The following is a 22,918-nucleotide window of genomic DNA, read 5'->3' as shown; positions in this document are numbered from 1 at the left end:
GTGCGCCGCTCACCTGCCGTCCGGGGACGGGGCGAGAGCGCGGCCGGTCACGGCGGCCCCGCCGGGTCAGACGATGTCCTCGGCGATCTCCGCCTGCTCGCGGGCGTTGCCGTAGGCCGAGGGGGTGCCGTACGAGCGGCGTGCGACGTACCACCAGACGCTGGCCAGGACCAGGACCACCGCCAGGGCGATCACGGCGTAGTTCATCGAGTCGATGGTGACGGGGGACTTCTGGGGCAGGCAGAAGAGGACGGTGACGAGCCCCACCCAGACGACGGCGATCCAGCCGATCGGCTTGCTCCAGCGGCCCAGGTTCCAGGGGCCGGGCTCGAAGCGGTTGCCGGCGCGCAGGCGCAGGTAGATCGGGATGGCGTAGGCCGGGGTGATGCCGATGACGTTGATGGCGGTCACGGCCCCGTAGGCGGTGGCGGAGTACAGCGAGGGGAGGGCGAGTACGCCGGCGACGACGACGGAGAGCCAGACGGCCGGCACCGGGGTCTGGGTCCGGCCGCTGACCTTGCGCCACAGGGCCGATCCGGGGAGCGCGTTGTCACGGCTGAAGGCGAAGACCATGCGGCTCGCGGCGGCGACCTCGGCGTTGCCGCAGAAGAGCTGCGCGACGATGACGACGAGGAGCAGGGCGGTGGCGCCGCCGGAGCCCAGTGCGTCGATGAAGATCTGGGCGGGCGGGACGCCGGTGGCGCTGCCCTGGACCGCCGCGTAGTCCTGGATGGCGAAGGTGAGGCCGGCGAGCAGGGCGAAACCGGCGATCCAGGAGACCCAGATGGCGCGGACGATGCCCTTGGCGGCGGAGACGGAGGCGTCCCTGGTCTCCTCCGAGAGGTGCGCGGAGGCGTCGTAGCCGGAGAAGGTGTACTGGGCGAGCAGCAGGCCGACGGCCGCCACGTAGAACGGATTGGCCCAGCCGGTGTCGTTGACGAACTCGGTGAAGACGAACGAGGCCGACTGGTGGTTGTCGGGGATGAAGGCCAGGGCGCCGACGATCACGGCGACACCGCCCAGGTGCCACCAGACGCTGATGGAGTTGAGCACGCTGACGAGGCGGACCCCGAAGAGGTTGAGCGCGGCGTGCAGCAGCAGGATGCACAGGAAGATCAGGAACGTCGAGCCGGGGGTGGGCACGAACCCGAAGCGGAGGTTGAGGAAGGCGCCGGTGAACAGGGCGGCGCCGTAGTCGATGCCGGCGATGGCGCCGAGCAGACCCAGCAGGTTCAGCCAGCCCGTGTACCAGCCCCAGCGGCGGCCGCCGAGCCGGTCGGCCATGTAGTAGAGCGCGCCGGAGGTGGGGTAGGCGCTGGTCACCTCGGCCAGGGCGAGACCCACGCAGAGGACGAAGAGGCCTACGCCGATCCAGCCCCACAGCATCACGGCCGGGCCGCCGGAGCCCATGCCGAAGCCGTACAGCGTCATGCATCCGGAGAGGACGGATATGACGGAGAAGCTGATGGCGAAGTTTCCGAAGCCACCCATCCGGCGGGCGAGGACGGGCTGGTAGCCGAGCTCCCTGAGGCGCTGTTCCTCGTCCTGCTGGGGTGGGGCCTTACGATCCTGGCGGGCTGCCCAATCGGTTCTGGACACGGCGGTACCTCCGGGGGTCTGTGGAGCGAGGGGACGGTGGAGCACGGGGGTGCGGGTGCGGCCTGGGTGGTGCGGGTGGAGCCAGTGGTCGGCGCCTCGGGGGAGGCGGCGGGGGTCAGTTCCGGCCGGCCAGGCTTCGGGACCTGGCCTGCAGGAACACCTCCTCGGCCAAGGCTCGGTCGGCCGGGTCACGTGTCCGGTGGGCCCACGGCAGGGTGGTCCAGTACGGGCCGATCGCGTCGAAGACGCGGGCCGCCTCGTCGAACTGGAGGGCTCCCCACAGGGCGTGGGCGAGCTGGTTCAGGTCGAGCGGGGAGGCGCGCGGCAGATCGGCGTGGTGGAACCAGGTGTCCAGGGCGTGGAGTGCGTCGCGTACGGCGTCCTCGGCGACCCAGTGCAGGTCCAGGGCCCGTTCCTGGCCGCGTTCGCGGCGGTAGCGCTCGACCCGTACGTAGAGCGGCAGGACGTGCACGGGGGATCCCGGAGGTGCGGAACCAGCGGCCCAGTGAACGAAGTTGGCGGCCTCGGAGAGCGGTCCGGGCGTGCCCGCGTACACGAACTGGAGCATGCGGTGGTAGGCCTCGCGGTTGTGCGGGTCGCGCTTGTCGACCTCCGCGAGGATCCCCCAGGGACCGGGGGGCAGCATCGGGCCGGGAGGTGGCACCCGGTGCTCGGCCATCTGGCGCTGCTCGTCGAGGAGGGCGAGGGCGAGCAGGCAGACCCAGGGCACGGGGTCGGCGGGGCTGATGCGGGCGGCCTCCCGGCAGGTCGACCACGCTTCCTGCCACAGTTCGCCGGTGCGGGCGTGTCCGGCGCGGTGGGCGCGGACGGCCCGTTCGACGCTGACGCGCGTGTGCATCACGAGTGCGGCGACGCTGTGCGGTTGTTCGGCCCGCCAGGCCTGGACCACGTCGGAGCCGGCGGCGACGGCGGCGAGCACCTGGGTGCGCTGGGTCCACAGGCCCCAGTTGTCGGTGCGTTCGAGTAAGCGTGCCATGGAGACCCAACGGCCGGTGCGCAGGTCCTGGGAGGCGGAACGCAGCTCCTTGTCGTGACCGGCCGGGTGGTAGACGGGCCGGAAATCGCTGCCCGCCATCACCTCGTCCCGGTCGACGGGCGGCGGCGGCCCGGGTGGGCGCGTCCTGCGGTGGTCGTGATCATCAGTCCTCGGATCGCATGGAAGGTGGGTCCATCCGGCCGCCGGCTGCCGCGATGCAGCCGTGCCCGGTGCCAGGGATGCGTGAACCATGCGAGAACTGTTCGTCGAACCCCCGCCGTTGACCCACGGTCGATGTCGCTGCCCGTTGATCGGCGATCACTATATGGCGATCAGGAGCATACGCATCCAGATCCTTGTTCGAACGTAAGTATCAAGCCACGATCGACATATGAAGATGCGTCAGTCACAACCGGTGACCCTCGGGCGGATCTTGACGGGCGAGGGTGGCTGGGGAAGGCTTCCGACCGACGTTCGATCAAGGCGACACCAGGGACGGAGTGGTGATGACGGGCCCGGTGCTCGCTGTGGATCAAGGCACCTCGGGGACCAAGGCGCTGGTCGTCTGTCCGATCCGTGGAGTCATAGGCTCCGGATCCGCCCCCGTGCGGCCCCGCCACCTGCCGGGCGGCCGGGTCGAGGTCACCCCCGGCGAGCTGCTGGACTCGGTGGTCGACGCCGGGCGCGCCGCGCTGGCGGCGGCCGGCGAGCCGGTGGTGGCGGTGGGCCTCGCCAACCAGGGCGAGACCGTACTGGCCTGGGACCCGGCGACCGGCGAACCGCTGACCGACGCGATCGTCTGGCAGGACCGGCGCGCCGAGGCGCTCTGCACCGAACTGGCCCCGCACGCACCGTCCTTGCGGGAGACCACCGGCCTGCCGCTCGACCCGTACTTCGCCGCCCCCAAGATGGCCTGGATACGCCGCCACCTGACCCGGCGCGGCGTCGTGACGACCAGCGACGTCTGGCTCGTGCACCGCCTCACCGGTGCGTTCGTCACCGACGCGGCCACCGCCGGCCGCACCCAGCTCCTCGACCTCGACACCACCCGCTGGTCGGACGCGGCACTCGACGCCTTCGGCCTCACGGGTGAGCGGCTCCCCGAGGTCGTCGACGCCGACACCCATGTCGGCACCACCACCGCCTTCGGTCCCGCACTGCCGCTGACAGGACTGCTCGTGGACCAGCAGGCCGCCCTCCTCGCGCAGAGCGTCACCGAGCCCGGCACCGCCAAGTGCACCTACGGCACCGGCGCGTTCCTGCTCGCGCAGACCGGCCCACGACCCCTGCGCAGCACCTCCGGTCTGGTCGGCTGCGTGGCCTGGCGGCTCGCCGGCCGGACCAGCTACTGCCTGGACGGGCAGGTGTACACCGCCGCCTCCGCCGTGCGCTGGCTCACCGATCTCGGGGTGATCTCCGGTGCCGCCGACATCGACACCGTCGGCGGGAGCGTCCCGGACGCCGGCGGTGTCACCTTCGTCCCGGCGCTCGCGGGGCTCGCCGCCCCGTGGTGGCGGGGCGACCTGCGGGGCTCGGTCACCGGCCTGGGCCTCGACACCACCGCCGGACATCTCGTGCGCGCCCTGTGCGACGGCGTGGCCGCCCAGGTGGCGGAGCTCGCCGACGCGGTCGCCGCCGACCTGGGCGCTCCGCTCGCCGCCCTGCGCGTCGACGGCGGCCTGACCCGCTCCGCGCTGCTCATGCAGGCCCAGGCCGACCTGCTCGGCATCCCCGTCGAGGTGTCGGCGCTGCCGGACGTCACCGCGCTCGGCGTCGGCGCCGTCGCCCGACTCGGGCTCGATCCCTCGCTCACCGTCGCCGAGGCCGTCCCCGAATGGAAGCCCTCCGCCGTGTACGAGCCGCGCGCCGGCGCGGCGCAGGCGGCGGAACGCCGCGCACGGTTCCGCGCGGCGGTCTCGGCCCTGCTGGGCGACGCACCGGCATGACCGCCGGCACCGTACCCACGGCTCCCACCGCGACCACGGTCACCACCGGTGGCGCCCTGCCCGGCGGGGAGTACGACGTGACGATCGTCGGCGCCGGCGTGGTGGGCACGGCCATCGCCCGCGAACTGGCCCGGCTCCCGCTACGGATCGCCCTCGTCGACGCGTCCGACGACGTCGGCGACGGTACCTCGAAGGCCAACACCGCCCTCCTGCACACCGGTTTCGACGCGGTGCCCGGCTCCCTGGAGTCCCGGCTCGTCCGGGAGGGGCACCGGATGCTGTCCGCGTACGCCGCCGCGACCGGCATCCCGGTGGAGCCGCTCGGTGCGCTCCTCGTCGCCTGGGACGCGGAGCAGCAGGCCGCGCTGCCGGGGCTCGCGGAGAAGGCCGTACGCAACGACTACCGCTCGGCCCGGATCATCCCGGCCGAGGAGGTGCGGGCCCGCGAGCCGGAGCTGGGACCCGGGGCGCTGGGAGCGCTCGACGTCCCGGGGGAGTCCCTCATCTGCCCCTGGACGACCACGCTCGCGTACGCGACGCAGGCCGTGCGCGCCGGTGTCGAACTCCACCTCAACTGCCGCGTACTGAAGGTAACTTCGGGTGAGACGCACACCGTGGCCACCGGTCGGGGCCCGCTGCGCACCCGGTACCTGGTCAACGCGGCCGGGCTGTACGCCGACGAGATCGACCGGCTCCTCGGCCACACGGACTTCACCGTGACGCCCCGGCGCGGCCAGCTGATCGTCTTCGACGAGCTCGCCCGCGGCCTCGTACGACACATCCTGCTGCCCGTGCCGGGCGCCCTCGGCAAGGGGGTCCTGGTGTCGCCGACGGTGTACGGGAAGGTGATGCTCGGGCCCACCGCCGAGGACCTCGACGACAAGACGGACACGGGATCGACCGCCGAGGGACTCGCGCTGCTGCGGCAGAAGGGGCGACGGATCTTGCCGGCCCTCCTGGAGGAGGAGGTCACCGCCGTCTACGCCGGTCTGCGGGCCGCCACCGGGAACGACGACTACGCGATCCGGGCCCACCCCGAGCAGCGGTACGTCACCGTGGGCGGGATCCGCTCGACGGGGCTGAGCGCCTCGATGGCGATCGCCGCGTACGTGGTGGAACTGCTCGCCGACGGCGGCCTGCGGGTGGCCGGGGCCCGGGACCTGGAGCCGCCGCGCATGCCGAACCTGGGCGAGGCGTTCCCGCGCCCCTACCGCGACGCCGAGTCGATCGCCCGGGACCCGGAGTACGGCCGCATCGTCTGCCACTGCGAGCGCGTCACCCGTGGGGAGATCCGCGACGCGCTGGCCTCGACCGTCCCGCCCGGTTCGCCGGACGGCCTGCGGCGGCGCACCCGGGCCCGCGGCGGCCGTTGCCAGGGCTTCCACTGCGGAGCCGCGGTCCGCGCCCTGTTCGAGGAGGCCCGGCGGTGATCCACGACCGGACGGTCGACGTCCTGATCGTCGGCGCCGGCCCCGCCGGGCTGGGCCTGGCGGCCCGCCTCGCGGGCGCGGGCGCCGGACAGGTCGAGGTCCTGGAGCGCGAGCAGGACGCGGGCGGAGTGCCCCGCCACTGCCACCACGGCGGGTTCGGCGGGCCGGTCCGCCCCTGGCTCACCGGACCGACGTACGCGCGACGGGCCGTGCGGGCGGCGACGGCCGCCGGGGCGACGGTCCGTACCGGCGTCAGCGCCACCGGCTGGGCCGGCCCGCTGACCCTGGAGACCACGAGCCCGGCGGGCCTGGAGCGGATCACCGCGCGGGCCGTCGTCCTCGCCACGGGCGCCCGGGAACGCCCGCGCAGCGCCCGGCTGGTGCCCGGCTCCCGCCCGGCGGGCGTCCTGACCACCGGGGAACTGCAGCAGTCGGTCGACCTGTACGGCCAGGACATCGGCCGGCGGGCCGTCGTGGTGGGCGCCGAGCCGGTGGCCCGCCACGCGGTACGCACCCTGCGCCGGGCGGGAGCGGAGGTGGTGGCCATGGTCACCGAGCGCCCCCGCGGCACCGCCGTACCAGGAGTTCCGCTGCTCACGGCCACGACGGTCGGCGAACTACGCGGCCGGGGCCGCCTGTCGGGCGTGGTCGTGCGCCACGCGGACGGCCGCACCGGGATCCTCGCGTGCGACACGGTGGTCTTCACCGGCGACTGGATCCCCGACCACGAGCTGGCGCGCCGCGGCGGCATCGTGGTGGACCGGGGCACCCGAGGCCCCGCCGTGGACGGCTCCTTCCGTACGTCGGTACCCGGCGTCTTCGCGGTGGGCAATGCCCTCCACGGTGTCGAGCGGGCCGCCACGGCGGCCGCGGAGGGCGCCGCCGCCGCGGCCCCGGTCCTGGCCCGCCTCTCGGGTGCTCCGTGGCCGGAGGCGGGGCCACCGCTGGTCGTCCGGGCCCCGCTGCTGTGGGTCACGCCGAACCGGCTCACGGACCTCACTGATCTCACGGCCCTCGCGGGGCGGCCGTTGCTGCTGCGGTCGGGGGAGCCGCTGACCGCCCCGGTGCTGACGGTCGCCCAGGACGGCCGGCTGCTGTGGCGGCGGAGGTACCCGCTCCGGACGACCCCGTCGCGGTCGCTGCGGCTCGCGTCGGGGTGGACGGACCGGGTCGACCGGTCGGGCGGTCCGGTCGTGCTGACCATCGGCTGACGGCGCCGCTTCCCGGGTCCGGAAGGTCACGCCACGCAGTCTTGACTACTGTATGCGAATAAATCGATACTCTGTGTCGCGATCTCGGTCGCTCACTACGTCACCCACGGGGTCACGCCCGGTCAGGAGGTGTCGACGTGCCGTTTTCCGTCCCAGGACTGGCCGACGACCCGACCTTCACGCGCTCTGCCTCGAATACCTCTACGCGCACTACTCCCTGAACGCCCCGGACGCGCACGACCCGGCCACGCCCGAAGGCGCGCGCGTCCGGAAGATCCACGCCGAGGCCACCGGCACATCCCCCCAGGCCCTGTGCGCCCACTACGCGGCCCGCCTGCGCACGGCCTTCCGGGCCCACCTGGACACGTGCGCCCGGCTCTGTCCGCAGGCCTTCCCGTCCCCCGCGTGGCACCACGAGATCGACGCCTGCCGCTGACCGCCGGACACCGCACAGGAGCCGCCGGCGCATTCCGGTTCCCGCCGGCAGGGGCGACGATCAGGAGCTGAGGCCGCTCCGCGCCGGGTGGCGGGAAACCATGCGCGCGCCGACATGGGCCACCCGTGAATTCCGCTTCCGGCCCCGTCGGCGGTGCGGCAGGGGCCTCTGTGGCAGCTGCCTCATTCGCCGGAAAACCTCGTATTTCCGCTGGTCCGCTGGTCCATCGACCAGCGGTCATGGCACGCGCCCGAACCGGTTCTTGTAGATCTGTACGAAGAGTGGGTTTCAGCCGGCGATCGTTTTCATGTCTTCCGTCCCTGCCTGACTGAGCTCGGTTGCCTGTGTACTCCTTCACACAGAATGCAATGAAGCGGGGGAGAGAGAGCCTTGAGCGAGACGATAGCCGGCAGGGTGCTCGCCATGGCCTGGCTCGATCCGGGCGTCACCGTCACCGCGGAACTCGCCGTCCGCCATGCGCCGGGGGCGTACCTGACCCGACTCCCGGCCGCACCGGAGCACATCGCAGGCGATCAGCCGTAGCGACCTCCTCGCGGGTAGCGCCGATCGTGCGCCGATCCCCGGACGCCGGCCTCGACGCCGCACCCGCGAGACCCACCTGCCGTCCCTGCTGTCCCGCACGGGCAGAACACCAGGGAAATCCCCCACCGTCTCCTAAGGAGTGACCGTGACTGCGCACACCCAAGAAGTAAATATCCAGGACCTCAAGCGCACCTGGCTGGACGAGGCGATCAGACTGGCCACGAACAGCGTGGCCAACGGCGGCGGGCCGTTCGGCGCCCTGGTCGCCAAGGACGGCGAGATCGTCGCGCTCGGGAACAATCAGGTCACCTCCTCTCTGGACCCGACCGCCCACGCCGAGGTGAGCGCGATGCGCGCCGCCTGCAAGAAGCTCGACACCTTCTCGCTCGAAGGTTGCGTCCTGGTGACCTCGTGCGAACCGTGTCCGATGTGTCTGTCCTCCGCGCTGTGGGCGCGGGTCGACCTGATCGTCTTCGCCGCCGACCGGCACGACGCCGCGGTGGCCGGTTTCGACGACCGCAAGTTCTACGACCTGTTCGAGAAGCAGCCCGCGTCGAAGTGGCCGCTGGCGATCGAGCACCTGGACCTGCCGAACCGCACGGCTCCGTTCGACGCGTGGCTGGCCAAGAGCGACCGCATCGACTACTGAGTCACCGGTTCGCGGTTCACCGGGCCGACGTCGGGTGAACCGCGCCGACCGCACCAGTGTGGACGCCGGAACTTTCCGGCACCGCAACACCAGGTGAACGTCCACGAACGGCAGTGAACACCCCGAGAACCGGGCGCCGGATCGACATCGTCGTCCGCCGCCCGGTCGTCACCGGTGGCAGCACTCTTCCTCACGCAACGTGCAACGGGTCAAAAGGCAATGTCCCTCTCTGGCAAGGAGCTCTCGTGGCGATCCAGCGGAAGCACACCATGCACCACTCGACGATCCTCGACGCCGATCCGGACACCGTGTGGGCCGAGGTCCGCAACCCCATGAACGTCGTCAAGATCGTGTCCGGTCCTGCCGTGAAGAACGTGGGCTGGGCCGAGGGCGGCACCCCCGACGTCGTCCCGGCGCGGTACGACTTCACCCTCGTGTTCAACGACGGCCTCGTCCAGCAGGAGATCGCCGGCCGCAACGAGGTGGACCGGTCCTCCACCTATCGGGCCGTCGCGCCGACGATGGGCATCACCAGCTACGACGCCACGATCCGTGTCCGGCCGATCACCGATGACCCGGGCCGCAGCTTCTTCGAGTGGTCGCGGGTGCTCGGGATCGCCGACGACGCCGACCCCGAGGTCGTGCAGGCGGTCATCACCATGATGGAGAACCAGACCGACTCCGTACGCGACCATTTCGCGGCCCCCGAGCGCCGCACCTGATCCACCCTGATCCACACCGCTCCGCCCTGATCGACAAGGCACCCCCTGGCCCGGGCGGCGGTCACCCGGCGCTCAGGCAGGGTGGTCCGCCGCCCGGGCCGGCGGTCACCGCAGGTGCGCGGTGTCGTTGACGAACCGCACGGTCGCGATGCCGTCCGCGTCGTAGGCGACCGCCGACACCGAAGCCGCCGCGGTCTCCATCCGGAACAGCGATTCCGGGGGCGCGCCGAGCGCCAGCCGGATCAACTGCCGCACCGGCGTCACATGCGAGACGACCAGCACGGTCCGCCCCGCGTACCGGTCCAGCAGCTCGTCCCGGGCCCGTGCCACCCGCCGCACCACGTCCACGAAGGGCTCACCGCCCGACGGCGCGGCCGCCGGTGAGCGCAGCCATCGCGCCAGCTCCTGCGGACGGCTCTGCTCCACCTCGGCGTACGTCAGCCCCTCCCAGGCCCCGAAATCCGCCTCGCGCAGCTCCGCGTCGACCCGCACGTCGAGGCCCAGTCGTCCGGCCACCGCCTCGGCGGTCTCCCGGCAGCGCCGAAGCGGTGAGGACACGACCGCCCGCACCGCCCCGCGCGCGGCGAACATCGCCGCGGCCGCCTCGGCCTGCCGGCGTCCGGCGGCCGACAGCGAAGGGTCGCCGCCGCCACTGCCGGAGAAGCGCCGCTCCGGCGTCAGAGCCGTCTCGCCGTGCCGCATCAGCAGGAGGGTCGTGGGTGTGGTCCGGCCGGTGGGCGCGGCGTTCAAAGCGGTCGCCCGGGGGTGCGCACGGCGGCCTTGGTGACCAGGTGGTTGCCGAGCACGAGGTAGTCGATCTCGGTACCGAGGAAGCAGTTCAGCGCGTCGGCGGGCGTGCAGACGATCGGCTCGCCCGCCACGTTGAACGAGGTGTTGAGCAGGCAGGGCACGTCGGTCAGTGCGGTGAACCGGCGGAGCAGGGCCGCCAGCCGCGGGGTGTCCCGGTCGGTGATCGTCTGGACGCGGGAGGTACCGTCCACATGGGTAGCCCCCGGGATCACGTCATGGAACTCCGGTCGCACCGGGAACACGAAGGTCATGTACGGCGAGCGGGCCTTGCGGCCCATCTCGAAGACCTTCGGGGCGTCCGCTTCGAGCACGATCGGTGCGAACGGACGGAACGGCTCGCGGTGCTTGACGCGGGTGTTGATCACATCCTTGATGTCAGGGAAGCGCGGGTTCGCCAGGATGCTGCGGTGTCCCAGAGCCCGCGGGCCGTGCTCGATCCGGCCCTCGTACCAGCCTATGACCACCTTCTCGGTGAGCAGCTTCGCGACCTGGTCGACGACCTCGTCGTCGTTCAGCCGGGTCCATTCCACCCGCCCGCCGAACTCCCGCAGGGCCCGCTCGATCGTCGCGTCGTCGTATTCCGGCCCGAGGTACGGGGTGACCGGCGCCGGCGTGGTCCTCTGCGCGTCGGAGGTGTCCGGGTGGCCGAGCCACGCGTGGACGGCGGCGCCGATGACGATGCCCGTGTCGCTCGCGCCGAAGCTCACGTCCATGTCGTCGAACCGCGACCCTTCGAACAGCGGGGTGTTGTTCAAGCAGTTCAGCGCCACACCGCCTTCGAAGAGCAGGTGGTTCAGATCGGTCCTGGCCTCCAGCGCCCGCAACTGGTGGTTCGTGACGACGGTCAGCATCTCCTGCGCCGCCGCGGCGACCCGCGCCCGGTGGGCGAGGGTGTCCTGCGCGGGACCGAAGTACTCCTCGAAGAGAGGGTCGAGACCGCGGGGGTCGTCCGTCTCCAGGGGCCGGCTGAAGGTGTAACGCCCGTCCTCGTGCAGGTCGACGAGGTGTTCCAGGAACGGATTCGGCGCCGGCGGCCGGGCGAAGCCGGACAGGCCCATGACCTTGTACTCGTCGTTGTTGGGCACGAAGGCCAGGTACCGGGTGATCGCGGCGAACAGCAGCCCGATCGAATGCTGGGCCCCTACGGCCGACTCGTCGAAGACGCGGATCCGGCCGTCGCGGATCTCGCCGGTCACCGACGAGAACACCTCGGCGCGGCCGTCGCTGACGAGGAACGCGGAGTCCTTCATCCCGCCCAGGTAGTAGCCGGTCATCGCATGGGCGAGGTGGTGCGGTACGAAGACGACCTTGGCGGGATCGGGAGTGAAGCCGGTGCGTGCGGCGAAGTCGGCGAGGATCGCGTCGTGGCTGACGACCTCGGTGAACAGCTTGCCGATCCCGGCGATGAGGTCGAGCTTCGCCGACGGCGCCATCGGCGCGGACGTGATGCCGGCCAGCATCTCGTCGAAGACCTCGGGGGAGAAGTTCCAGGGGATGGCGATGAGGTCGATGTCCGAGAACCGTAGCCCCGCCTGTTCGAGGCACCAGCTCACCGAGTGGAAGGGGAAGTCGGTGGTCTTCTTCTCCCGGTTGAGTCGTTCCTCCTCCACGGCGGCGACCAGGCGGCCGTCCACCAGCAGCGATGCGCCGGCGTCGTGGCCGAGGAGGTAGTGCTTCTCGGTGCCGACGGACCCGAAGTGCTGGGCGAAGACCTCCGAGACGCGGCTGAAACCGTTGCAACCCAAGACGATCATGGCGATTTCCTTCTCTGTCGTGCGACGCGGCCGCACGCGGGCGGGCGCCGCAGGACGGCCGGTGACGCGGCGCGAGCCACGTCACCGGCCGTGCGTGCGAGGGAGTTCGGGAAAGGCTCCGGCGGGGACTACCGGAGCGACGGGGCGACCGCGGGGAAGCGGTCGGCGGACAGCCCTGCCGGGTCGGTCCACGGCTGCTTGCCGGCCACGAGATCGCGGACGATCTCCCCGGCGGCGGGTGCCTGGCACAGCCCCTGGCCGGAAAACCCCGCCGCGTAGAAGAAGGGCCGGGCGGGATGCCGCCCGATGAGGGCGACTCCGTCCGGGCCGGCATCCAGCGCTCCGCTCCACCCGCGATGGACGCGGATGCCGTCGAGTGCCGGGTAGACGGTGCCCAGCAGGCGGGACAGTCGGCCGAGCCAGGCCTGCCGGGACTCGTCCGGGCCGGGCCGGCCCATCCCGACGAGGACACGGTCCCGCCAGGCCCGGATCCGTAGGCCGGAGCCGGCGTGCAGGGTCATCGGGAGAGTGGCGGGCGGGGTGTCGGGCGGGTCGGTGAGGAGCAGCTCGATCGGATCCGCGCTCACCGGGAGGTGTACGTCGCCCAGGGCGGCCACCGCGGTCGACCAGGGGCCGGCCGCGCAGATGACGGTCTCGGCGCGGATGTCGCCCGTGGGTGTGCGGACGCGCCCGTCGGGGTCGATACCGGTGACCGGTGTATCGGTGAGCAGGACGGCGCCCGCCTCCTGCGCGGCGGCGGCATGACCGCGCACGATCGCGGCGGGATCACAGGAGTAGGCCTCGGGCGACCAAGCCGCGGCCAGGACGGAGCGCTCGTCCAGCAGCGGGTTGAGCCGCGCCGCCTCGGCCGCGGTCACCAGCTCGACCTTCACCCCCGCGGCGCGCTGCGCGGCGTGCTCGCGCCGGAACTCCTCCACCTGCCGCTCCTCGGTGAACAGGACCAGGAAGCCGACCCGTTCGAGGCCGAGGGGAGTCCCCGTCCGTTCGGCGAAGGAGTGGTACGCCGCAAGGCTCCGGACGGCGAGGCTGCCGGTGAGGGGGCTGCCGGGAAAGTAGGTGCGGACCACCCCCGCGGTGGCCGCCGACGATCCCGATCCGAGTGTGCCGCGCTCCAGCAGGACGGTGCCCACGCCGGCCTCGGCGAGATGGTGGGCGATCGACGTACCGATCACTCCTCCGCCGATGACGAGGGCGTCGGTGCGGGTGGGGTGTGTGCTCATGCGGGCTGTCCCGCGTGTGCGGGGTCGTGCCGGCGGAGGTGGTCCGCGGTGTTCCAGGGGTAGAGGTGGAGGTTCCAGCCGCCGAGGCAGTTGATGTAGAGGGCCATCTGGCCGGTGACGGCGAGGAAGTCCTCGCGGTCGAGGTGGTCGAGGCAGGCGAGGAAGCGCTGGGTGTAGGTCCAGAGCGGGTTCAGGCCGCAGTAGCCGAGGAACTCGGCGGGGATGCCGACGAGGAGGCGTGTCATCTGGCGCAGGGAGTCGATGGGCATGTCGGCGACGGCCGCGCGGACGAGGCCGCCGTAGGTGGCGTACCCCAGGGGGCGGGTCTCTCCGTTGACGAAGAGGAGGGTGGGCAGGACGGTGTCGAAGGTGCCGGCTCCGGAGGGGATCCAGCCCCGGTGCATGTCGGCGAGTTCGGGCGGCGCCTCCAGCCAGATCCGCTCGGTCTCGGTGTGGAGGTCGTGGATCAGGCGGTTCGCGTCGGGGTGGGTGGCGTGCAGACGGGGGATGCTGTGGCCGCCCGCGGTGCCCGCCGGCCGGACCTCGACCAGGATCTCCTTCTTCGTGGAGTAGACGGCGTCCCAGGTCTCGCGGCCCGCTTCGAGGAGGGCGGGCATGTCCTCGGGGCGGATCCGGCCGATGGGGGAGGCGGGCATCGGTTCGGTGAGGGTGCCGTACTTGATGCCGAGGTGCTGGAGGGCGGAGCAGAACACCGTTCCGTCGGGTGCCTCGCGCCGGTCGGGGATCCGGGTGGACGCGGGCAGATGGAGCAGGGACGGGACGGGGGCCACGTGGTAGAGGTGGGCCCCGGCGACCAGGGCGTGTCCCTGGAGGCTCCGGTAGGGCAGTGACTCCCACAGGGCGTCGGCGAGTTCGGGGTTACGGCCGTCGAGTTCCGCGGTGACGGTGATGCCCAGGTCGGGCCAGGCTATGTCGAGCAGTCGGCCGGCTGACGTCCGCGGCGGCCCGGATAAGGTCTCGCTCAAGGCTCTCTCCTTCGTTCGGCACGACGCCAGGAGGCACGGCGAGCCCGATCCCCCTGTTTCGTTGCGTCGTGTGTGAAGGAGTACACAGGCAACCGAGCGAAGTCAGGCAGGGACGGAAGACATGAAAACGATCGCCGGCCGAAACCCACACTTCGTAGAGATCTACAAGAACCGATCCGGGTCTGTGTCATGTCCCTGGTCAATACCCCGGTCGACCGCACCGGAATCCAATCCTCCTGGTGGGCGCGGGAGTTGACGCCCGAAGTCGGTCGAGTCGGTAGGGCGGAAGGCGCCCGACAGGCGCCGGACGTGGCCTCCGGAACCTATGGGAACCGGCCGAGCGGAAGGCCTTTCGGGTGTTCCTCCTGTGGTCGGCGGGTCCCGGAAAGTCCCGTGTGACCAGTCAGCGGAAGGACGATTGCTGTGTGCGGTCGCGACCGGTTCCGGAACCGATCGGCGGCGCCGCTGCCCCGTCGCCGACGGCCGAGGGTGCAAGATGAGGCCGACTGACCTGTCGTCATGACCGAGGTGGGTTCCCTTGCCCCGCAGCACAGCCGACGACGCCGGGCGGCCCGCCCGCCGACGCCTGTCACGCATCGGTACCTGGCCGGCCGTGGGAGTCACGGTGGCCGTTCTCGTCGCCGCCAATCTGGCCCTGCACCGGTGGACCGGCCTGTGGGGCCTGGTGACGGCCGTCGTGGTCGGCGTCCTGCTGCTCGGTGTGCTCCGCTGGGCCGGCGGCACCCTCGCGGACGCGGGCCTGGCTCGCGGCACCTTGGCCCGCGGTGCCCGCTGGGCGCTGGCCCTGATCGGCCTGGTCGCCGTCGTCTACCTGATCGGGGCCCTGCTGCCGGCCACCCGAGGACTGTTCGAGGACCGGCGGTACGCGGCGATGGACGGGGGCGAGGTGCTGCTCCGCGCCTTCGTGCTGGTCCCCGTCGGCACGGTCCTGGTGGAGGAGATCGCCTTCCGCGGTGTGCTCTACGGCCTGGTGGACCGGGTGCGCGGGGCGCTCTGGGCGACCGCCGTGTCGAGCGTGCTGTTCGGGCTGTGGCACGTGCTGCCCTCGCTGCACCTGGCGACCGCGAAACCCGCCGTGAACACGGTCGTCGGGGACTCCGGCTTCGGGGCCGTGCTGGCGGTGCTGGGGGCCGTGCTGTTCACGGCGGCGGCGGGCGTCCTGTTCTGCGAACTGCGCCGCCGCAGCGGCAGCCTGCTGGCCCCCATGGGCCTGCACTGGGCGGTCAACGCCCTCGGCTACCTCGTCGGATACCTGCTGCGCTGACCCGGAGGCGGGGCGGGCGGGCTCAGTTCCGCGGCGAGACGATGTCCTTGAGCTCGTTCAGGTCCTGGGTGGCGAAGCCCTCGGGCCGCATGATGTCGTTCCAGGCGTCGACGTACGCGGCCTTGTACGTGTGGCCGTGGCCGTCCGGCACACCGGTCGAGAAAGGCAGGTCGGCGGTGACCTGCCAGAAGGTCACGAACGGGATCCACACCATGGCTTCGAGCACGTCCGAGCCGGGCCGCTCCCCGATCCAGTCGGGCTCGGTGAGGGCCAGCGCGGGGCTCCACCAGACGATCGGGTCGGACGGGTGCATCAGGTAGAGCACCCGCGGCCCGTCCCACGGCCGGTCCGCCGGAGGGATCCCGCTGGTCGGGTCCTCGGTGAACCGGACGGTCCGCCCGTCCCGGTAGACGGGTTCGATCTCGGGACTGCCCGCGTCGCGGTGGTCGCTGAACTCGCGGAAGAGCGTGTTGAAGTTGGGCGGGCCGGCGAACACCGTCCCGGCGGTGCGGTTGCGCAGGTCGGCCTCCCCGCTGAAGGCCGTCTCACCGCCGAACGACCCCAGGCTCTCGCCCGCCACGAACAGGCGCGGGCGCTCGTCCTGGGGCAGCTTGGACCACTTGTCGTAGACGGCGTCGAAGAGATCACGGCCGGCCTCGCGCGCCTTGGACTGGTCCACCAGGTACGACATCCACGACGGCAGGTACGAGTACTGGATCGCCACGGTGGCCGAGTCGCCGTTGCCCAGGTACTCGAACGAGTCCACAGCGGCGGGGTCGATCCAGCCACTGCCCGTGGTGGTCATCACGAGCAGGTTCTCGCGCTGGAAGCCGCCCGCCCGTTCGAGGTCCGCGACGGCCCGGGCGGCCCGGGTCTCCGTGTCGTCGGAGGTCGCCAGACCGGCGTAGGCGCGGATGGGCTCCTGCGCCGTACGGTGGGTGAACGCGCCGATCTCCTCGGCCGTCGGTCCGGAGCCGGCGAAGGCCCGGCCCTCCCGGCCCAACGAGTCCCAGGGCACCGACGAGCCGGGCCCGCCCGAGCGCAGGGCCGACGTGGGCTGGTGCACGCCGTCCGGGGTCTCCGTGTCACGCAGCGAGAAGGCCTCGTTGGACGCGTTGACGAAGCCGCTCAGCAGCAGCCCGGAGAACGCGGCCCACGCCAGGCCGACCACCAGGGTCCAGCCCACCACCCGCGCCGCCCGCCGGCCGATCCAACGCCCGAGGAGATCGGCGGCCCGGTGGTACAGGGCGCGGAGCCCCCGCCCGGCGAAGAGCAGCAGCAGGAAGACGAGGGCCGCGACGAACGGGCAGGCGACGGCGGTGAGGACGTTGTACTCGGTGACCCCCATGAGCCGACGGATCTCGTGCTGCCAGTACTGGCCGAGCCCGAACGCGACGGCGAGGAGCACCACCGCGCAGATGATCAGGACGAGCCACGACCGGCGCGAGGGGACGCGTGCGTCCCGGTCGGCGAAGGCGCGCCACACGACGGCCGCGACCACGCCGAGCCCGTAGCCGATGGCCGCGCTGATGCCGGCGATCAGCCCTTGGAGTACGCCGCCGCGGGGGAGGAGCGAGGGGGTGAAGGACAGACAGGCGAGCAGGAGCGCGCCCCAGCAGCCGGGGAGCGTCAGACGAGGCAACCGGCGGTGTGCGCGTGCCGGCTCCTCCTCCGCGGGAGGGACGGGCGGGTCGTGGCTCATGGCAGCCTCCAGGGACATGGTCCCCTGGCGTTGTCCGTCCTGCCATCCGGGGCGTGGGCGCTCACTTCGGGCCGCCGGGCGGGGAGCCGGCCGTCCCGTCGGCGTCCGGCGCGGTCCACCGCGCTCCGGTGCGCAGGCGGAAGGCGGCGACCGCGGCCTCCACGGTGGGGAAGAAGTGCCGGGGGTCGATGGTCCGGGTGAGCTCGTACCGCTCGATCTTGCGTCGCACCGGATCCTTGAGCTCCGCGAACACCAGGTGCACGTCCTGCGCGTTGAGCACCTCGTCGAGCTCCTCCAGGATGTCGGCGGCGGTGGTGTCCACATCCGTCATCGGCTCCGCCGCGACCACGATCCAGCTCGGCCGCGGATCCGCGTCGGCCAGCCGTCTGACCTCGTCCCGGAAGGTCTTGGCGTTGGCGAAGAAGAGCGGGGCGTCGAACCGGTAGATCACCAGGCCGGGCAGCCGCTCGGCACTCGGGTAGGAACGGATGTCGTGGTACCCCTCCAGGCCCCGCACCCGCCCCAGCACGGTGTCGTACGGCCACCAGGCGCGCCGGAAGACGTTGAGCACGGACAGGGCCACGGCGATCGCGATGCCGGGCAGCACGCCGAGCAGGGCCACGCCGGCGAAGGCCGCGAAGCAGAGCAGGAACTCCGCCCGGCGCTGTCGCCACAGCCGTACGGCTCCCGGTACGTCGGCCAGGGACAGCGACGCGGTGATGACCACGGCCGCGAGGGCTGGCTGGGGAAGGTCGCGGAAGAGGCCCGGAGCCAGCACGAGCATGAGGACGATGAGCAGCGCTCCGACCACGCCGGTGAGCTGGCTCCGGGCGCCCGCCCGCTCGGCCACCGCCGTCCGGGATCCGCTGGTGCTGACGGGGAACCCCTGGAAGAGGGCGGCCGCCAGGTTGGCTGCACCGACACCCGCCATCTCCTGGTTGCCGCGGACCTCCTGGCCGGTGCGGGCCGCGAAGGCGGACGCGTTGGAGATCGTGTCGGCCAGCGACACCAGGGCGATGCCCAGCGCGCCGCCGAGCAGCGGAGCGAGATCGGCGAGCCGCACCTCGGGGATCGTGAACGGCGGGAACCCCTCCGGCAGCACCCCCACGAGCCCGACCCCGTGCTCGTCCAGGTCGAAGACGGCGGCCGCGGCGATCGCCAGGACCACCATCACGAGCACCGCGGGGACCTTCGGCAGGAAGCGCTGCAGGACCAGGATCAGGACGATGCCGCCGACGCCCACGGCGGCGGCCGCCGGCACCACCGCCCCCTCGGCGATCTCGCGCACGAGGCCGGCGCACTCACCGAGCAGGTTGTCCGCCTCGACCTTGAAGCCGAGCAGCTTGGGGAGCTGGCCGACCAGGATGGTCAGCGCCAGGCCGTTCATGTAGCCGATCATCGTCGGCTTGGAGATCAGGTCGGCGATGAAGCCGAGCTTCGCCACCGAGGCCAGGATCATGATGGCCGCCACCATGACCGCGAGCATCGACGCCAGTGCGACGGCCCGGTCGGGATCTCCGTCGGCCGCCACCAGCGGCAGCACCGTGGCGGCGATCATCGGACCCAGCGAGGAGTCCGGGCCCAGCACCAGGATCCGGGACGGCCCGAAGACCGCGTACCCGAGCAGGCAGAGGATCGTCGTGTACAGGCCGGTGATGGCCGGTAGTCCCGCCAGCTCCGCGTACGCCATGCCCTGCGGCACCAGGAGCGTGGTCAGGACGACGCCCGCGACCAGATCCTTCGGCAGCCACGCGCGCTTGTAGGAGGCCACCGCACGGATCCCGGGAACCGCCCGGAGACGGGAGAGGCCCCCGTGGTCGGGGTGCCGGGTGGTCACGGACCGGCCGTCCTCACGCGGCCCTCGACCGGCGGGCCACGAGCTTGCCCAACTCCCATACGAGCAGCAGCACGACGGCGGCGAGCAGCGCCCAGCCGAACTGCCGCGCGTCGATGTCGGTCGTCCCGAGGATCCGCTGGAAGCCGTCCATCTGTGTCACCAGCACGGCGAGCACGAACTGCGCCAGCGCGACCCAGTTCATCTGCTTGCTGTCGAACGTGGAGGTCGTCAGCACGGAATCCGTCTCGCTGCGGCATTCGAACGCCGCCACGATCAGGCAGAGGGCGAAGGCCGTGAACGCGATCGACCGGCCGATCTCGACGTCGTCGAAGTGGCGCTCGCCGAGGGTGATCAGGCCGAGCAGGAGGATGGTGATCGCCAGCCCGCCGAGCCCGACCGTGACCAGCACGGGACGGGTGAGCACCGACTCCCCGCGCGGACGGGGCCGGCGCCGCATGAGGCCCTCGCTCTCCCGGTCGAAGCCGAGCGCGAAGCCGAAGGAGGCGTTGACGACGAAGTGGATCCACAGCACCTGCGGCGGGGTGAAGGGCTCACCGGCGGCGATGTTGAAAACGGTGGCCCCGAGGAACGTCAGCACGAAGGTGACCAGCAGGAGCAGCACGAACCGGATGTACTTGGTGAGGTTGTCGTAGATCGTCCGGCCCTGTTCGACGGCGTAGACGATGGTGGCGAAGTTGTCGTCGGACAGGATCATGCGTCCGGCGTTCTTGGCCACGTCCGTGCCGCTGCCCATGGCGATGCCGATGTCGGCCGCCTTGATGGCGGGAGCGTCGTTGACGCCGTCCCCCGTCATCGCCACGACCTCGCCCTTCTTCTTCAGCGTGTTCGCGAGCAGCACCTTGTGCTCCGGGGCGACCCGCCCCACCACGCCGATCCCCTCGATCCGGGCGAGCTGCTCCTCCTCGCTCATGGCCGCGAACTCGGAGCCGAGGACGGCCTCGCCGGGGATCCCGATCTGCCGGGCGATCGCCGCCCCGGTGGTGACGTCGTCCCCGGTCACCAGACGGACCCGGATGTGCGCGGCCTGCGCGTCGGCCACCGCCGCCTTCGCCTCCTCGCGGGGCGGATCGACCATGCCGACGAGACTGGTCATCCGCAGCTCTGTGACGTACGCGAGCAGGTCGCCGTCCGGATCGAACTCGTCCGGGTCCAGGTCCCGCACGGCCGCGGCCATCACCCGCCGCCCCTCGCCGCCCATCCGCTCGCTCTCCTCCTCGGCCCGGCGGAGCAGTCCGGCGTCCCACGGGACGGTCTCGCCCGCCGCGAGCGCGGTGGCGGCCCGCGCCATCACCGCGGGGGCCGCGCCCTTGACGAAGCAGCGCACGACCTGCCGCCCGGAGGCGTCGGCCGCCGCGTGGAAGGTGGCCATCAGCTTGTACTCGGGGTCGAACGGCAGGGTGGCGAGCCGGGGGAGGGCGTCGCGGGTGGCGTCGGTGTCCAGACCGGCCTTGTGCGCGAGCACCAGCAGGGCCCCCTCGGTGGGATCGCCCACCACCGCGCCGCCCACCAGCTTGGCGTCGCTGGCGACCACGTAGGGCAGGATCGCGTCCTCGATGCCCGCGGCGGACCCGGCGGCGTGGTGGACCTTCCCTTCGAGTCCGTAGCCCGTGCCCGAGACGGTGTACCGGTCGGTGGGGCTCAGCACCTCGACGGCGGTCATCTGGTTCATCGTCAGGGTGCCGGTCTTGTCCGAGTTGATCGCCGAGGTGAACGCCAGCGTCTCCACCGACGGCAGTTCCTTGACGATGGCGTTCCGCTTCGCCAGGTTCAGGCTCCCGACGGACAGGATCGCCTGGGTCACGGTCGGCAGGGCCTCGGGGATGGCCGCGATGGCCAGCGAGACGGCGCTGACGAACAGGACGTCCCAGGCCTGGTCCCGCTGCCGTCCCAGGGCGAACATCACGATCATGGTGAGGCCCGCCGCCGCCGTGATCCACAGGGTCAGCCGGTCCAGCTCCTTGGTGAGCGGCGGCACTTCCTTCTCTGTGGCCGACAGCATTCCGGAGATCTTGCCGAGTTCGGTGTCCGCCCCCGTCCCGGTGACGATCATGACGCCGCTGCCGTGGGTGACCGGGGTGTTCATGAACGCCGTGTTGGTCCGGTCGCCGGGCGAGCGCCCACTGCCGCGCAGCGCGCCGGTCTCCTTCGCCGCGGGAACGCTTTCACCGGTCAGCGCCGACTCGTCGATCTGCAGGGCGCTGGCCTCGATGAGCCGTCCGTCCGCAGGCACCTGGTCCCCGGCGGAGATGAGCACGACATCGCCGTCGACGAGCTGTTCGGCGGGGATCTCGGCCTCCCTGCCGTCCCTGCGCACCCGCGCCGTCGCCTTCATCATCGACTTCAGCGCGTTCATGGCGCTCTCGGCCTTGCCTTCTTGGCGCAGGCCCACGACAGCGTTCAGCAGCGTCAGAACGATCAGCAGGATCGCGGTGGTCCACTCCTGGATCACCAGCGAGACGATCGCCGCGGCCACGAGCACGATCTGCATGTAGCTGCGGTACTGGGCGAGGAACCGGCGCCAGGCCGGGGTCCGTCGCTCCTCGGGCAGTGCGTTCGGGCCGTGCGCGGCCAGGAGTTCGGCCGCGCGCGCCGCCGACAGACCGACCGCGGGATCGACGTCGAACGCCGCCACGACCTCCTCGGGGGAGCGCGTGTACCAACCGTCCCCGGCGGGCGGGGGCTGCTGCGCCACGGAATCAGACCGCACCGTCATGGTTGTGCCTCCGATCCGCGGCCGGCCCGGACGCGTCCGAGCCGGCCGCGCGCCGTCCCAGGGGCCCTAGCCACGCTTCTTCTTCGACCTGCCCTGCCGGGCGGCGTACGGATCGGCCGGGGCACCGGCCGGGGCCTCCCGTTCCAGAGTCCGCTTCGTGACGAGGAGATCCTTGCGGGCCTCCTCACCCACGTCGGGGTACTGCGGATCGATCTCCATCAAGGTGTGCGCGAGGATCGCCGCCGCGCAGATCCGCGCGAACCACTTCCGGTCCGCCGGCACGACGTACCAGGGCGCCCACTTCGTGCTCGTCGCCGACAGCATCTCGGAGAACGCGTGCTGGTACTCGTCCCACCGGCGCCGCTCCCGGACGTCGGCGGCGGAGAACTTCCAGTTCTTCTCCGGCAGGTCGATCCGCTTCAGGAAGCGGGTGCGCTGCTCCTCCTTGGAGAGGTTCAGGAAGATCTTCACCATCTTGAACCCGTTGTCCGTGAGATAGCGCTCCCAGCGGTTGATCTCCCGGTAGCGCCGCTCCCAGATGTCCGGACGGAGCACGTGCTCCGGCAGCTTCTGCCGGAGCAGGACCTCGGGGTGGACCCGTACGACGAGGACCTCCTCGTAGTGCGAGCGGTTGAAGATCGCGATCTCGCCGCGCGCGGGCAGCCGCCGGGCGTAGCGCCACAGGTAGTCGTGGTCGAGTTCCTCGGAGGAGGGCACCTTGAAGCTGCTGACCCGCACGCCCTGGGGATTGACCCCGCTCATCACATGGCGGATCGTCCCGTCCTTGCCCCCGGCGTCGAGTGCCTGGAGGGCGAGCACCACGCCGTACGTGTCCTGCGCGGCCAGCCGCTCCTGGTACTCGGCGAGCAGCGACACGCCGGTCCGCAGCAGTTCGGTCCCGTCCCGCTTCTTCATGCCGGCCTTGTAGCGGGGGTCGAAGTCCCGTGCCAGGTGCACCTTCGATCCCGGCGGCACCCGGAGGGGCTCGATGAAGTCCGCGATGCGTTCGGCCCTCTTGTCGGCCATCAGCACGCGC

Annotated in this window: 16 protein-coding genes and 1 pseudogene; 7 read left to right on the top strand and 10 right to left on the bottom strand. The window is 71.8% G+C overall.

Annotation, left to right across the window (positions count from 1 at the left end; genetic code table 11):
• Nucleotides 1-66 precede the first annotated feature (66 nt).
• Together ACWG52_RS03150 and ACWG52_RS03145 are read right to left on the bottom strand one after the other, a co-directional pair.
• Nucleotides 67-1,491, bottom strand: a complete 1,425-nt coding sequence (locus ACWG52_RS03150; RefSeq protein ID WP_202508489.1) for an amino acid permease — start codon at nucleotides 1,489-1,491, stop codon at nucleotides 67-69.
• 223 nt (nucleotides 1,492-1,714) lie between these two features.
• Nucleotides 1,715-2,695: a hypothetical protein gene (locus ACWG52_RS03145; protein ID WP_389801786.1), complete on the bottom strand. Its 981-nt coding sequence runs from the start codon at nucleotides 2,693-2,695 to the stop codon at nucleotides 1,715-1,717.
• Nucleotides 2,696-3,102: 407 nt separating this feature from the next.
• Between ACWG52_RS03145 and ACWG52_RS03140 the strand changes: the two genes are divergently transcribed.
• The 6 genes from ACWG52_RS03140 to ACWG52_RS03115 all read left to right on the top strand — a co-directional run bounded on the left by ACWG52_RS03140 (nucleotide 3,103) and on the right by ACWG52_RS03115 (nucleotide 9,533).
• On the top strand, nucleotides 3,103-4,542 hold the full coding sequence (locus tag ACWG52_RS03140) for an FGGY family carbohydrate kinase (protein ID WP_389801789.1): 1,440 nt from the start codon (nucleotides 3,103-3,105) through the stop codon (nucleotides 4,540-4,542).
• Complete coding sequence (locus ACWG52_RS03135; protein WP_389801791.1) at nucleotides 4,539-5,972, top strand: FAD-dependent oxidoreductase; 1,434 nt, start codon at nucleotides 4,539-4,541, stop codon at nucleotides 5,970-5,972. Before ACWG52_RS03140 ends, ACWG52_RS03135 begins: the two co-directional genes overlap by 4 nt.
• Nucleotides 5,969-7,183: an NAD(P)/FAD-dependent oxidoreductase gene (locus ACWG52_RS03130; protein ID WP_453127720.1), complete on the top strand. Its 1,215-nt coding sequence runs from the start codon at nucleotides 5,969-5,971 to the stop codon at nucleotides 7,181-7,183. The genes ACWG52_RS03135 and ACWG52_RS03130 overlap by 4 nt, the downstream gene beginning before the upstream one ends.
• A gap of 826 nt (nucleotides 7,184-8,009) precedes the next feature.
• On the top strand, nucleotides 8,010-8,162 hold the full coding sequence (locus ACWG52_RS03125) for a hypothetical protein (protein ID WP_389801796.1): 153 nt from the start codon (nucleotides 8,010-8,012) through the stop codon (nucleotides 8,160-8,162).
• Between the two features lie 139 nt (nucleotides 8,163-8,301).
• A complete protein-coding gene (locus tag ACWG52_RS03120) occupies nucleotides 8,302-8,811 on the top strand; it encodes a nucleoside deaminase (protein ID WP_389801799.1) in 510 nt (169 codons plus the stop codon).
• A 245-nt stretch (nucleotides 8,812-9,056) separates the two neighbouring features.
• Complete coding sequence (locus tag ACWG52_RS03115; RefSeq protein WP_386017531.1) at nucleotides 9,057-9,533, top strand: SRPBCC family protein; 477 nt, start codon at nucleotides 9,057-9,059, stop codon at nucleotides 9,531-9,533.
• Nucleotides 9,534-9,638: 105 nt separating this feature from the next.
• On the opposite strand, the pseudogene ACWG52_RS03110 reads toward ACWG52_RS03115, so the two are convergent.
• From ACWG52_RS03110 to ACWG52_RS03095, 4 genes and pseudogenes are all read right to left on the bottom strand, one after another.
• Nucleotides 9,639-10,253, bottom strand: a pseudogene (locus tag ACWG52_RS03110) (histidine phosphatase family protein); the annotation flags it as partial.
• Between the two features lie 26 nt (nucleotides 10,254-10,279).
• Entirely contained in the window at nucleotides 10,280-12,097 is a 1,818-nt protein-coding gene (locus ACWG52_RS03105; protein ID WP_453127718.1) for a carbamoyltransferase family protein, read from the bottom strand.
• A gap of 128 nt (nucleotides 12,098-12,225) precedes the next feature.
• The gene (locus ACWG52_RS03100; RefSeq protein ID WP_390138442.1) at nucleotides 12,226-13,338 is read right to left on the bottom strand and encodes an NAD(P)/FAD-dependent oxidoreductase; all 1,113 of its coding nucleotides are present in this window, start codon (nucleotides 13,336-13,338) and stop codon (nucleotides 12,226-12,228) included.
• Nucleotides 13,335-14,324, bottom strand: a complete 990-nt coding sequence (locus ACWG52_RS03095; RefSeq protein ID WP_389801809.1) for a cucumopine synthase-related protein — start codon at nucleotides 14,322-14,324, stop codon at nucleotides 13,335-13,337. The genes ACWG52_RS03100 and ACWG52_RS03095 overlap by 4 nt, the downstream gene beginning before the upstream one ends.
• A 538-nt stretch (nucleotides 14,325-14,862) precedes the next feature.
• Between ACWG52_RS03095 and ACWG52_RS03090 the strand changes: the two genes are divergently transcribed.
• The gene (locus ACWG52_RS03090) at nucleotides 14,863-15,609 is read left to right on the top strand and encodes a CPBP family intramembrane glutamic endopeptidase (RefSeq protein WP_390165793.1); all 747 of its coding nucleotides are present in this window, start codon (nucleotides 14,863-14,865) and stop codon (nucleotides 15,607-15,609) included.
• A 22-nt stretch (nucleotides 15,610-15,631) separates the two neighbouring features.
• On the opposite strand, the gene ACWG52_RS03085 is transcribed toward ACWG52_RS03090, so the two are convergent.
• From ACWG52_RS03085 to ACWG52_RS03070, 4 genes are all read right to left on the bottom strand, one after another.
• The gene (locus ACWG52_RS03085; RefSeq protein ID WP_453127715.1) at nucleotides 15,632-17,311 is read right to left on the bottom strand and encodes an alpha/beta hydrolase; all 1,680 of its coding nucleotides are present in this window, start codon (nucleotides 17,309-17,311) and stop codon (nucleotides 15,632-15,634) included.
• A gap of 61 nt (nucleotides 17,312-17,372) precedes the next feature.
• Entirely contained in the window at nucleotides 17,373-19,148 is a 1,776-nt protein-coding gene (locus ACWG52_RS03080; protein WP_389801818.1) for a SulP family inorganic anion transporter, read from the bottom strand.
• Between the two features lie 13 nt (nucleotides 19,149-19,161).
• Nucleotides 19,162-21,882: a cation-translocating P-type ATPase gene (locus ACWG52_RS03075; protein ID WP_389801821.1), complete on the bottom strand. Its 2,721-nt coding sequence runs from the start codon at nucleotides 21,880-21,882 to the stop codon at nucleotides 19,162-19,164.
• Nucleotides 21,883-21,948: 66 nt separating this feature from the next.
• Nucleotides 21,949-22,908, bottom strand: a complete 960-nt coding sequence (locus tag ACWG52_RS03070) for a polyphosphate kinase 2 family protein (protein ID WP_389801824.1) — start codon at nucleotides 22,906-22,908, stop codon at nucleotides 21,949-21,951.
• Nucleotides 22,909-22,918: the final 10 nt, after the last annotated feature.

This window comes from Streptomyces sp. CLCI03, from assembly GCF_053615355.1.
Note: the sequence above shows the minus strand (reverse complement) of the source record. Positions and strands in the feature narration are given on the sequence as shown.

Excerpts from the sequence above, each read along its gene's own strand:
- ACWG52_RS03150 (WP_202508489.1), bottom strand. The coding sequence starts at position 1,491 with ATGGGTGGCTTCGGAAACTTCGCCATCAGCTTCTCCGTCATATCCGTC.
- ACWG52_RS03145 (WP_389801786.1), bottom strand. The coding sequence starts at position 2,695 with ATGGCGGGCAGCGATTTCCGGCCCGTCTACCACCCGGCCGGTCACGAC.
- ACWG52_RS03140 (WP_389801789.1), top strand. The coding sequence starts at position 3,103 with ATGACGGGCCCGGTGCTCGCTGTGGATCAAGGCACCTCGGGGACCAAG.
- ACWG52_RS03135 (WP_389801791.1), top strand. The coding sequence starts at position 4,539 with ATGACCGCCGGCACCGTACCCACGGCTCCCACCGCGACCACGGTCACC.
- ACWG52_RS03105 (WP_453127718.1), bottom strand. The coding sequence starts at position 12,097 with ATGATCGTCTTGGGTTGCAACGGTTTCAGCCGCGTCTCGGAGGTCTTC.
- ACWG52_RS03100 (WP_390138442.1), bottom strand. The coding sequence starts at position 13,338 with ATGAGCACACACCCCACCCGCACCGACGCCCTCGTCATCGGCGGAGGA.
- ACWG52_RS03085 (WP_453127715.1), bottom strand. The coding sequence starts at position 17,311 with ATGAGCCACGACCCGCCCGTCCCTCCCGCGGAGGAGGAGCCGGCACGC.
- ACWG52_RS03075 (WP_389801821.1), bottom strand. The coding sequence starts at position 21,882 with ATGACGGTGCGGTCTGATTCCGTGGCGCAGCAGCCCCCGCCCGCCGGG.
- ACWG52_RS03070 (WP_389801824.1), bottom strand. The coding sequence starts at position 22,908 with ATGGCCGACAAGAGGGCCGAACGCATCGCGGACTTCATCGAGCCCCTC.